The following is an 8,926-nucleotide window of genomic DNA, read 5'->3' as shown; positions in this document are numbered from 1 at the left end:
ATTAATAAAATCCCGACTCAAGCGAGCCGGGAAGTTTTTTTATTTGCGTAAAATTATCGTTACGTCCTTGTCTGAGTGCCCGAATTCACTAGAAGGTAATTCACGCTTGATTATTATCTTGATTGACCGCGCAAAACGCTGCCTGCTCTGCGCTTGGTGGCCGCACTCCCTGCACCAGTTGCAATAACGTATATACACCTGAGACATAGTAAATTTTTTATCGCACTTGGCCGCGAGTTCTTCCCTAAAAAACGCGCTCACGGGGTCAATAATGTCCGTGAATTCCTGCAAGATTTCCGCCTGCTCGCTTGTGTGTGTGAACTCTTGAGAAAGCATTAAATTTTTATAGCCGGTGTAGCACCAGTTAAATATTCCCGGTAATTCCTGCAGCAATTCACGCGTGAGATTCTTGTTATCGTTTGAGCCTTCAAATGTCCGGGTAAAATTCACGAACATAATACGCCGCAAAAATCCCCGGGTCGTATCGCTTGAGTTAATGAATTTGTTACACGCGCTAATCATGACACAGCGGGGCGAGAATTCAATAAAGTCCTTCCCCTTATAACACGCGCTAATTTTATCCCCGGCAACAATCGCCTTAAATCTTGCCTCGGCTTCTTTTATGTTTGTCTCGGTCTCATTGGCAAAATTCACCAGCGAATTTAATAATCTTATCGGCTCAAATTGACTCCCTAAATTCGACATTGGAACGCTTGAGCAATTCTCATCGCCGAATACCTCGCGCAATACATTTATATAAACGCTCTTCCCGTTACCGCCCTCGCCTAACAAGAAAAAACATTTCTGCATTCTCAAGTCAGGGAATAAAATATAGCCCGCTATTTCCTGCAATAAGCTCATTTTTTGAGAGTCGCCGTTCATAATCTCAAATATAAAATTTTGCCATTTCGGACATTTTGCGTTTGCGTCATAGTTATATTTCATTTGAATGCTTGAGTTATATTCGGGCGAATGACGGCGCAATTCTCCGCTTGATAAGTCTAATATCCCGTTCTTGAAATTAAAAACGTGCTGCCTGTTAAAATCGAACCCGCAGGAAATTTGAGAACGCAGGAACGACAATAAACTTTTGAGCTTGGCCCCGGTTGCAAAACGCCCGAGCTCACTCACAAAATAGCCTGAGATAACATTATCGCTTTGAGGCAGCCATACCCCGCGCATATACTCGTAAAAGCCGACATTTTCGACAAACTTTAAAGTATGAGCCTGCAATATATTTTTTATGATTACTCCTTCAGCCGGGCATTTCGTGGCTAGATTCTTTATCGCATTGAGCCATTCAGGGGGAAATTGCGAGCACGCGCTAAACATTAATAACAAGTCTGCACTATCGCAAAACCGCGCAGCCTCACACACAAAATCTTTGAATTCTGATTTGTCAGTGATTCTTTTAGCGAGTTCATTAATTCCGGGTAAAGCGTCCTTCACGAGTTCGCACAAATCACCGCCGCCTGCGTAAAATTCGCTTGTGTCCTTAATATCCGGGGGCAGTACACCGCAGACGAAATTAACACGGCTGGCAAATAAACTTTTGCACATATTAACCTGAAAATTAGCTCCGGCCGAGTCATTATCGAACAACACGAACACGTAATCTATTTCGCTTTTAGAGCGGCATAAATCTATTACGTATTGATTCACGCGTTTAGAGAAATACCCGCCCATAGGCGACAAACATTTAAAACCTTCCTGCTCAAAGCTGATAACGTCAAAAACTCCCTCGGCAATCACTAGAATTCTTTCAAGGTCAAGATTATATTTTTCGCGGGCTTCCTGAACTTTACGGCTCATTTTTTCGCGGTGCTTAGGCGTGAGTGTATGCAAGCCCCACGGGCAATTTTCATTAAGACCTGTTAAAGCGGCTTTCTTATATTTGCTCGCCGGTTCTCTGTCTTCGGGGACTGCCTGGCCGTCAATGAATTTGTAATAAATATGCCTGTCGCGCCCAACATAATAGACTATGTGATTATTCTTGAAATATGGGACGATTAAACGCTCTTCTTTAGGGTCATAACCTATTTTAAGTCTCTCAATTGTTGAGTCAAGAATCCGCCGCGCGTGTAAGTAATCAATATCTTCCTGACGTAAATTTTTGTGCCATAAAGATATTTTTTCTTCAAGAGATTTAATGCTGTCAAGCCACTTGCTGTAATTCGTCTTGTCGTCGGTGCTTGAATACTCCCGCGATAATTCGCGGATAGCAGCGCCCTTGTCTCCGGCAAAATATACTGCTGCGCATAAATCAATAACGTCCCCGCCGTCCCCCGTTTTGAAATCATGCCATGATGACTCATGAACTATTAAAGCCGTCTTATTATGAGAGTCCGGAGCTAAAGACTTCACACGGTCGCCGTCTCTTGAAACCGGCCAAGAAAGAACTTCACGCGCATAACTCAACACATTATATTTAGATTTGATATAATCTACACGTGATGATGACATTTATTAATTCCTCCTATCAAGAATATAAATTTTTTGTTGTGAAAATATTATAACAGGGAACTTGACGAGCGAGTCCCCTGTTATGAGTCTTTGGTGATAAGTAAAATTATTCGCCCGGTTTTGTAAATGGGCTCGGTGTATCGTTGGTGCTAAATTCCTTCTCTAGTGCTTCTAATGGAAGTAAGGCAGCTTTAACCTGCCCGTAAAGAAGGCCGGAGCTGTTACGCTGTGCATTCGTCAAAATCGACACAATTTTTACTAATGCATGAACAGATTCACGCAATTTATTAGAATCGCTTATAAGTATATTAACGCGTGAAATAATGCCGGTTATCTGCTCGTGAACGTCATAATCTGCGATAGTTTTCGAAGGGTAAAATATTTCATTATCGCTGTTATGGTTATTAGCTTCAGACGAGGCCAAGTTGTTATTTTCTTGCTGTGTTGTTGACCTGTTAGCAAGTAAGCTTTTAATAATGCCGTCTACACGAGCCGCCGAGTCGTCAGTGTCGTTATCAACTTCAGGGCTTGAGGGCTCGGAGAATTCGATTTGCTGCGGGCCGCTGTTTTTTTGAAGCGATTTAATTTTTTTTGCATAATCCGGATTCTTTGCGAGAAAAGAATCAAAAGTAATATCAGGCGACCTTAAGAAGACGCTAAACATTTCAGTATTTCCGCCGTGTGTTCGTTCCCAGTCCGTGATAAGTTTTTCACTCCATTCATGCCGCCTGATCTCCCCTATTTTGTCAGGACGCGGCAATTTTTCAATATGCACCCGGTTTGTTATTGTGCTTCGCGCTAAAATCTTGTAGCGCTTCATTAAATCTCCAACAGTTAAATACTTCATAAATTAATCTCCTTTTTTGTTAATGCGCTTATTCCATAAATTAATAGCGTGTTTTAAATCGCCGTGTCCGTCGGGTGAAACTAATAACGGAACTTGCGGACGGATTGAGCAGCTTTCATTACGGCAGCCGAGTCTTATCATACCGCGCAGAGGGTCAAGAAATAAACGGGGCTTTTTACCGCAAAACGGGCAGGGCTTGCAAGAGTCCCGAACTATACGCGTGAAATCTACCATTATTTAACCGCCATTCTTTCTGTCCGCTCATTCCATGAGTCAATCGCCTGTTTTTGAGTTGGAGCGTGAAAGCCCTTATTCAGACAGTGCGAACACTCTACAACATACAAACCTGATAACTTCACATAAGAAAGCCTGCCGGCCGCGCCGCAATACGGACATTTTTTAATTTCCTGCGTCATGATTTATACCTCGCTGCTGCCTGTGAGGGTCTTAATAATTTCTGTTACGTCATCAGTAATCAACAACAAATTACGCGCTGTGTTTTCGTTGCATTCGGGTATAACTTCATCCCATACAATTTGGCGGAACCTGCGCAGTACATTAGCGGTTGTACGTTGTATCTTCTTTAAGTTTTTAGCTTCCTGCATAGACATTTTTATGTATCTGTCTACTACTTCATTATTAGAATTGTATTCCCTAACGGCTTTCATAGCGCGGTAACCTCCTTTTTATCCTGTAAAAACTCTTCTGCTAAATCAATCCCCGCCGCTTTAATTTCGTTGTCAATGCGTGAACGGATTTTTTTAGCTGCCTTTTCTACTATCATGAGACTTAATGCGCCCTGAGTTATATAATCATCGGGGTACATAATAAAATCAAGAAATCTATATAACTCGGCGAAATGACAAGCCATAACTGCCCCGCTGTAGTCTATAGTCTCGTAATAAGTCCTCCATGCGCCCGCGTCGTTTGTGTAGCCGACTTCATAATTTCCGCGCTCATTCAAACCGGGCCGAATCTCTAAATTTGCATAAGGGTTATCACTCATTATTAACACCTGACACAATGCGTGAAAGAATCTCAAGTAATTTATCGATATTCCCAGCTTGAAATGCTGCACTCTGATTTTTAGTGTATACTGCTATATCTCTGAAGACACTTCGGGACTCGTAAAGTTCGTCAATGACGGCCGGGAGCATTGTAAACAGTTGCGCATAATTCTTACTGTAGAATGTCCCTATACATTCCGCGTTGTGTTCCAATGCCTCGCTATTAAACGTAAAAACATCATAGTGATTCGCCGTCTTGACCTGCGAGTCCATACTGCTGAAATATACATATTTTCTTTTACGGTCAAAAAATTTCATTGTTAGTAAACCTCCCTTTGAGATACAACGCCTTCAATAGCACGAAGGCACATTAACGAAAAATGACGCTCGGAGCCTGACAGAGTCGCCCATATAGTCCGGAGCCTGTAACCTGTGAGGCTTGATAAATCATCATAAGACAGCCCGCAATGAACAGCACGGGAATATAAAGCAGAGAGATACGCGCAAAAGTCCGGGGATTTGTGAAAAGTTTTCATTATTTGGCGTCCTCCTTATCTGATTCATTCAACATAAAAACAATGGGTAATTGTTCCTTCAGAAACTCGTCAAGTATCTTCATTAAAAACTTGTGGGTTATCATAGTAGTAACACGAGACGGCCCGCCGTTAATCTGAAGACAAAAATAACCCTTATTAACTGCCTCGCCGACCGGGCGGTTCCACTGCTTACCTTTGCGGCTTCCTAAGAGTCCCATTTCGCGAAAGAGTTTAAAGAGGCCATTTTGCCCGATATTCTTAATGCCGTGCTGTCTAAGAAAGATAGAGGCTTCTTGCATTGTGAGAGATTGAGCAGTGCCTACTAATAAATTTGAGAGTGCGACTCGTTGTTTATCCTGTTCGATTTTAGCGCGGAGCCGTTTATTCTCTTCACGGGTAAATTTGAGTTCGGTTAATACTTCATTAATAATCTCGTCTTGAGAGTTGAGAGAATTAATTTTTTTGTCGTTGACGTAAAAACCGTGTTGGCGAATTGATGGCAATACTTCACGGCGTACCCAGCGGGAGAAGTCACGGGCTTCATCTTTACGGGATTTGAAGATAAGAGCATAAAGGCCGGACTCAGATATGAAAGTCATATATTGAGCTCCTCCGCGCTGTCCTGAATGACTGTATGTATTATATACGGTCATTTTTTCGTCGTTGTCAAGCGCATTCATGTTTTGCCGGATATTTTGAAGTCCTAATACTCGGCAAACGTCAACGGCCACGAACCATATAGAACCGTCATTTTTTGCGATAGTGCGTATTGCGTTGTTGTTGTATTTGAAGAGTTGTAACTGCTTAGTTTGTGCGTTCATTTTCGCGTCTCCTTTGTTTGTTTTTGTTGTCGTGATTATCCCCCTGCCTGTGCAATTTAATTTTGTACATATATAATTAGAAAGTTCATTGATTTACTTATATAGTGATTATTATCAAGTGAAAAGTTTTATAGCGTTTAACCCGCCCGCCGTCATGTATAAAATAAAATTTTTCCGTAAAGAAATCGCGTTCTCTTTACGGATTATGTTATGTGAGATTTAATTTATTTGTGTGTATATATAATAGGAAGAATTATTTAATTTTGCTGTGAATTAACCGCTTCAAGTATAACGTCTCTTAATTCCGGATCTTGTAATGCCAGCTTTACATTTGCACTTAGCCACCCTTTTTGTGTCCCGCAGTCAAACCTTCGCCCGTTATAGACAACTCCCCAGACCGGCTCATGATGGGCTAAAATTTTCAGCGCGTCTGTTAATTGAATCTCTCCGCCGACTCCTGCTTTTATCTCGCTCAAAATCGGAAATATACTCGGCGACAAAATATAACGTCCCATTATTGCTAATTTGCTGGGGGCTTTGTCCTTCTCCGGCTTCTCGACCATGTTTATAATTTTATGAATTCGGCCGTTCTCTATTGAAAATTGACTCTCTGCTATGCCATAACGCGAGACTTCTGACTCACTGACTTCTTCAAGAGCTATAACACTTCCGCCCATAATCTCGTGAACGTGCTTTAACTGCGCTAAAATCGGTTCGCCCCCGTCATTGATAAATACATCATCAGGCAGCGCAACACAAAAAAATTCGTTCCTGCAAACAGGCTCACAGCATAATACAGCATGTCCCAGTCCTAAAGGCTCACGTTGACGAATATATAAAATATCGGCCATGTTGGAAATTTCTAACATCATATTATATAATTTTTCTTTACCGCGTGATTTCAGCAAGTTTTCAAGCTCGAACGACCTATCAAAATAATTCTCAATTGAACGTTTTGCGCGCCCAGTAATCATAATAATTTCGTCGCACCCTGAAGCTAAAGCCTCTTCTACTCCATATGAAATAATAGGACGATTCACAAGCGGTAACATTTCTTTTGCGAGTTCCTTAGTTACTGGCAAAAATCGCGTTCCCAGCCCAGCAACAGGAAATAAACATTTTTTAACGCTCAAGACAAATCACACTCCTAAAAAAATACCTCCCAGCAATACACCGGGAGGCGTAATAAATTCTATAAATTATTTGAACTGTGCGACGTTCTCTTTTGTTACTGTAGAAACGCCGGTATCTACTACTTTGCCGCCTAAATCCTTGCCCTCTTCAAGCTCGACTACTGCATCAACTGCGAGTTTGCCCATTACTTGGGGATTTTGTGCCGCAAATGCAAGTAATTCGCCGCCTTCAACGTGTGCAATGTTAGAGTCTGACTTGTCCCAGCCTACACAGTAAATATTCATGCCGTTCTTGATTGCGTCCTTTACTGCTGAAGCACTGCCGTTCGTTGCTCCGTCATTTGTCCCGTAAATCGCGATTACTCCGTTATTGATTAAAGTATTAGCAAGTTCTTGAGCCTTTGAGTTATCGCCGTCTGAGTACTGCCTTTCACCGAGTACAAATTTTGTCCCCTTAAAGACTGACGCAAAACCGTCATATCTATCTTGGCATGACTGTACACCGGCCTGAGCGTCTACTATTCCGATTGTGCCTTCAGTTACGCCCTTCTCTGCGAAAAGTTTTGCAAGATATTCGCCGATTTGTTTGCCGCCTGCAAAATTATCCGTTGCAAATGTTGCGCTTGCTTTCAAAGTTGCCGGAGCGTCGACGTAAATAATTTTAATTCCTGCGTCAAGTGCTTCCTGTAATGCTCTGTTCGCGCTGGTGCCGTCGTTGCATGCGATAATAATATAATTTACTCCGTCGGCTACTGCATTCTGAATTTTTTCGATTTGCTGCTGATTGTCCTTCGTCTCAGGTGCTAGCCATACCATTGTGATTTCATTTCCGGCCTTGTTGAGTTCGTTTACTCTTTCCTCAGCGGCCTTCTGAAGTCTTACCCAGTGAACGTCCATTTGATCCATCGTGATGAGACCGATTTTTGTCTTCACGCCTGCAAACGCTGCCCCGCATACTACGAGCGATAACACAAGTGCTAATGCTAATAACTTTTTCATGAATAACTACCTCCGAATATAAATATAAATTTTTGTTGCCTTAAATTGCGTTAATAATGCCATAAAATAAAGTTTTTATTACCCGCAAAACGAGTGATTTTATTTTGCACTCATAAAATTTTTATGCCGCTTTCTTTTTCGCGCCGATCATTCCGTTTCTGCGCATAATGTCAAATAATACACAAGCTACTACTATAAAGCCTATTATTATATTTCTCATAGCAACGGGAACATTTGCCAAAGTCAAGCCATTCTGTAATATAGCCCAGACTGAAGCACCAGCTATAACTCCGACTAACAAGCCCGAACCGCCCAGTGTCGAAATTCCGCCGATAACTGCCGCAGCTACTCCGTACATTTCATAGCTCATTCCAGCCTGCATTGAACCCATACCAGCCGCCGCCATCGTAATCAATCCGGCCAAGAATGAACAAAACGCCGATATAGTATATGCTACAGTCGTAGTCTTGAATACGTCTACACCTGAAAGTCTCGCCGCGTCAACGTTTGAACCGATTGCGTAAATATGCCGCCCCGTAGCCGTGTAACTCATTAAATAATAGAATATTGCCCAGATTATCAAGCAAATTATTACACCGTAATATAAATAGCCGATTCTGTCATAATAAAATATATCCCTGAATAAATCTTTGAGACCGCCAACGCCTATATCGCCAGTGTTGTAATTATTATTTACGAGCTGGGCAATTCCCCGGCAAATTGTCATAGTTCCTAAAGTCCCTATAAACGGGGGGAGCTTGAATTTTCCGACTAAGACACCATTTGACAAACCTACGATTAAGCAAGCTATCAAGTCTATAATTATCGCTAAAATTACATTCATCCCGTTGCATATTAACGTAGCCGAAATCATTGCGGACATTCCTAATACTGAGCCGATTGATAAATCAATATTTCCGGTTATACACACAATTCCTTGACCGATACCGACTAATAAATACGGACAAATTGAACGAGAAAGCGACATTAAATTATTCTGCTTGATAAAATTCGGGTTCATACCCCAGAATATTAACATTAAGACGACAACACCAACAAATGCCGTAACAACTGAAGCTACACCCGGTTTTGATAGAAAACTGCGCTTTGTTTCCATGAT

12 protein-coding genes are annotated in these 8,926 nt (G+C 41.8%); all 12 read right to left on the bottom strand.

The window, feature by feature from the left end; translation table 11 throughout:
* Window positions 1–39 precede the first annotated feature (39 nt).
* Complete coding sequence (locus tag IJS99_01490) at window positions 40–2,463, bottom strand: toprim domain-containing protein (GenBank protein ID MBQ7560494.1); 2,424 nt, start codon at window positions 2,461–2,463, stop codon at window positions 40–42.
* 106 nt (window positions 2,464–2,569) lie between these two features.
* On the bottom strand, window positions 2,570–3,310 hold the full coding sequence (locus IJS99_01485; protein ID MBQ7560493.1) for a hypothetical protein: 741 nt from the start codon (window positions 3,308–3,310) through the stop codon (window positions 2,570–2,572).
* Between the two features lie 3 nt (window positions 3,311–3,313).
* Window positions 3,314–3,544, bottom strand: coding sequence for a Lar family restriction alleviation protein (locus tag IJS99_01480; protein MBQ7560492.1), 231 nt, complete (start codon window positions 3,542–3,544; stop codon window positions 3,314–3,316).
* Entirely contained in the window at window positions 3,544–3,726 is a 183-nt protein-coding gene (locus IJS99_01475) for a hypothetical protein (GenBank protein MBQ7560491.1), read from the bottom strand. The genes IJS99_01480 and IJS99_01475 overlap by 1 nt, the downstream gene beginning before the upstream one ends.
* Before the next feature lie 3 nt (window positions 3,727–3,729).
* Window positions 3,730–3,978, bottom strand: a complete 249-nt coding sequence (locus IJS99_01470) for a hypothetical protein (protein MBQ7560490.1) — start codon at window positions 3,976–3,978, stop codon at window positions 3,730–3,732.
* Complete coding sequence (locus IJS99_01465; protein ID MBQ7560489.1) at window positions 3,975–4,316, bottom strand: hypothetical protein; 342 nt, start codon at window positions 4,314–4,316, stop codon at window positions 3,975–3,977. Before IJS99_01465 ends, IJS99_01470 begins: the two co-directional genes overlap by 4 nt.
* Window positions 4,309–4,635, bottom strand: coding sequence for a hypothetical protein (locus IJS99_01460; GenBank protein MBQ7560488.1), 327 nt, complete (start codon window positions 4,633–4,635; stop codon window positions 4,309–4,311). Before IJS99_01460 ends, IJS99_01465 begins: the two co-directional genes overlap by 8 nt.
* Before the next feature lie 2 nt (window positions 4,636–4,637).
* Complete coding sequence (locus IJS99_01455; protein ID MBQ7560487.1) at window positions 4,638–4,853, bottom strand: hypothetical protein; 216 nt, start codon at window positions 4,851–4,853, stop codon at window positions 4,638–4,640.
* Window positions 4,853–5,674: a phage antirepressor KilAC domain-containing protein gene (locus IJS99_01450; protein ID MBQ7560486.1), complete on the bottom strand. Its 822-nt coding sequence runs from the start codon at window positions 5,672–5,674 to the stop codon at window positions 4,853–4,855. The genes IJS99_01455 and IJS99_01450 overlap by 1 nt, the downstream gene beginning before the upstream one ends.
* Window positions 5,675–5,931: 257 nt before the next feature.
* Window positions 5,932–6,807, bottom strand: a complete 876-nt coding sequence (gene galU / locus IJS99_01445) for a UTP--glucose-1-phosphate uridylyltransferase GalU (protein MBQ7560485.1) — start codon at window positions 6,805–6,807, stop codon at window positions 5,932–5,934.
* A 66-nt stretch (window positions 6,808–6,873) separates the two neighbouring features.
* Window positions 6,874–7,806 carry a substrate-binding domain-containing protein gene (locus IJS99_01440; protein MBQ7560484.1) on the bottom strand — a complete coding sequence of 311 codons (933 nt, stop codon included), beginning with the start codon at window positions 7,804–7,806 and terminating at the stop codon, window positions 6,874–6,876.
* 121 nt (window positions 7,807–7,927) lie between these two features.
* Window positions 7,928–8,923 carry an ABC transporter permease gene (locus IJS99_01435; protein ID MBQ7560483.1) on the bottom strand — a complete coding sequence of 332 codons (996 nt, stop codon included), beginning with the start codon at window positions 8,921–8,923 and terminating at the stop codon, window positions 7,928–7,930.
* Between the last annotated feature and the right edge of the window lie 3 nt (window positions 8,924–8,926).

The sequence above is a fragment of the Synergistaceae bacterium genome, assembly GCA_017444345.1.
GTDB lineage: Bacteria > Synergistota > Synergistia > Synergistales > Aminobacteriaceae > JAFUXM01.
This window is presented reverse-complemented; position numbering and strand designations above follow the sequence as displayed.

Coding starts and splice junctions, on each gene's coding strand:
- IJS99_01450 (MBQ7560486.1), bottom strand. CDS start 5,674: ATGAACGCACAAACTAAGCAGTTACAACTCTTCAAATACAACAACAAC.
- IJS99_01490 (MBQ7560494.1), bottom strand. CDS start 2,463: ATGTCATCATCACGTGTAGATTATATCAAATCTAAATATAATGTGTTG.
- IJS99_01435 (MBQ7560483.1), bottom strand. CDS start 8,923: ATGGAAACAAAGCGCAGTTTTCTATCAAAACCGGGTGTAGCTTCAGTT.
- IJS99_01470 (MBQ7560490.1), bottom strand. CDS start 3,978: ATGAAAGCCGTTAGGGAATACAATTCTAATAATGAAGTAGTAGACAGA.
- IJS99_01485 (MBQ7560493.1), bottom strand. CDS start 3,310: ATGAAGTATTTAACTGTTGGAGATTTAATGAAGCGCTACAAGATTTTA.
- IJS99_01465 (MBQ7560489.1), bottom strand. CDS start 4,316: ATGAGTGATAACCCTTATGCAAATTTAGAGATTCGGCCCGGTTTGAAT.
- IJS99_01460 (MBQ7560488.1), bottom strand. CDS start 4,635: ATGAAATTTTTTGACCGTAAAAGAAAATATGTATATTTCAGCAGTATG.
- IJS99_01475 (MBQ7560491.1), bottom strand. CDS start 3,726: ATGACGCAGGAAATTAAAAAATGTCCGTATTGCGGCGCGGCCGGCAGG.
- IJS99_01480 (MBQ7560492.1), bottom strand. CDS start 3,544: ATGGTAGATTTCACGCGTATAGTTCGGGACTCTTGCAAGCCCTGCCCG.
- IJS99_01440 (MBQ7560484.1), bottom strand. CDS start 7,806: ATGAAAAAGTTATTAGCATTAGCACTTGTGTTATCGCTCGTAGTATGC.
- IJS99_01455 (MBQ7560487.1), bottom strand. CDS start 4,853: ATGAAAACTTTTCACAAATCCCCGGACTTTTGCGCGTATCTCTCTGCT.